Here is a 1,745-nt window from a genome sequence, read left to right as displayed (position 1 = left end):
AATGCTTGCTCCAATGCATCGAGCACCATATCTGTATTCATCCGTGTCGATACTTTCCATCCAACAATTGCTCGTGAGAACACATCAATAATAAATGCAGTATAAACCCAGCCTGAATTTGTTTGAATATACGTAAAGTCACTCACCCACAGTTGGTCAGGATGATCAGCAGTAAAATTACGTTTTACCAAGTCATCCGCTCGTTTTTGATCATCTCGGCTACGGGTGGTTTGTTTGTTCTTACCACGCCAAACACCTTTTATACCTAGCTTTTGCATTAATCGAGCAACAGTACAGCGCGCAATAATATAGCCTTCACGTTTCAGTTTTTGCCAGACTTTACGTACACCATACCGACCTGAACTTTCCTTCCAAATTCGTTTAATCTCCTCAGCATGATGCAAGTCATGTAAATCTCGCTTTGCTCGATGTTCTGGATTTTCACAGAGATCTAGAGTCCGGTAATAGGTTGAAGGTGCGATCGGTAAAATTCTACAAATCGCCTCGACTCCGTACAGCTCTTTATTATTATGGATAAAATCCACCATTATTTGTGTGGGCGGTCGAGCTCCGCCTGGGCGAAAAAAGCGGCTGCTTTACGTAGAATTTCATTGGCGCGTTGCAGTTCTTTATTTTCGCGTTCGAGTTGTTTGATACGTTCTTGGTCTGAAAGCTGCTGTACTTTAACTGGATTTTGTTTATCTAAATATTTTTGATACCAAACACGTAGTGTTTCAGGAGTACAACCCTTGCGCAGTATACTGCTCAGGGAGCAATAGCGGTGATCGCAGCCCAATTCGATGGATAATCTTTCTCGGATTCAATCAATAATTGAACCGCTCTTTCTCTGATTTCAGGGGTATATTTTACTTTTTTCATCGGGACATTCTCTCAGAAAGCTTGGTCTCCGACAAACCCGGTACGGTTCAAAAATCTTCCATTGATTTATTTATATCTGTTAAACCAGTCGCATTATGAAATGTAATATAAGTAGAAATTTCAGTATAAATGGTCATGATCTTTTCTAAATTTGAATATCTAAGCGTCTTCATTAATCAACCTTATTGATTATTAGTTTCTTCTTTTAAAGCTCTTTGTACTGTTGCTATCCCTACTTTAAACTTTTCTGCAACACCTCTAAATGTTGAATTTTCTTCAGCCATTGCTTTTCGTATTTCAACATAGTCAACCTTCCGCTTTCTTCCCTTATATAAGCCCTTCGCTTTGGCTTTTGCAATTCCTTCCTTTTGACGCTCACGGATCATGGAGCGTTCAAACTCTGCAAATGCAGCAAGCATCTGAAACATGAGTTTATTTATTGCCGATTGTGCTACATCATGACTGAAGGTCAAATTCTCTTTATGAAAAATAATGGTTATACCACGATCATTCAGACTATTCACAATTTCGTTCAGATCATTTGTATTACGTGCCAGACGATCAATACTATGAACATGCACCGTATCACCTTCACGCAGATAGTCGAGCATTGCATTTAACTGAGGACGTTCACGGCTACCACCGCTTGCCTTTTCAGTAAAGGTCTTATCCAGGCTGATTCCATCTAATTGACGTTCAGTATTTTGTTCAGTTGAACTGACTCGAATATATCCGACCTGATTAGGCATTCTGTACCGTTAGAGTTTAGATAATTAAATACATATTGTACCGAAATTAAATATTAAGTCTATAAATACGGTTTTTGAGTTGCTTTTTAAGACTTTATTTTGTTCCGTTAGGCTATA

General features: G+C 38.8%; 1 protein-coding gene, 1 pseudogene and 1 other annotated feature. The gene and the pseudogene both read right to left on the bottom strand.

The features are described from left to right. Window positions 1–879, bottom strand: a pseudogene (locus FTT84_RS17705) (IS3 family transposase); the annotation flags it as partial. Continuing rightward, window positions 474–590, bottom strand: a sequence feature (AL1L pseudoknot). (Overlaps the previous pseudogene by 117 nt.) Window positions 880–1,061: 182 nt before the next feature. Continuing rightward, window positions 1,062–1,628 carry a recombinase family protein gene (locus FTT84_RS17700; protein WP_006581699.1) on the bottom strand — a complete coding sequence of 189 codons (567 nt, stop codon included), beginning with the start codon at window positions 1,626–1,628 and terminating at the stop codon, window positions 1,062–1,064. Window positions 1,629–1,745 lie beyond the last annotated feature (117 nt).

The organism is Acinetobacter sp. YH01019 (genome assembly GCF_013420285.1).
Lineage (GTDB): Bacteria > Pseudomonadota > Gammaproteobacteria > Pseudomonadales > Moraxellaceae > Acinetobacter > Acinetobacter gandensis.
The sequence above is the reverse complement of the archived record's forward strand: the minus strand, read 5'-3'. Positions and strand labels throughout refer to the sequence as shown.

Coding starts and splice junctions, on each gene's coding strand:
- FTT84_RS17700 (WP_006581699.1), bottom strand. CDS start 1,628: ATGCCTAATCAGGTCGGATATATTCGAGTCAGTTCAACTGAACAAAAT.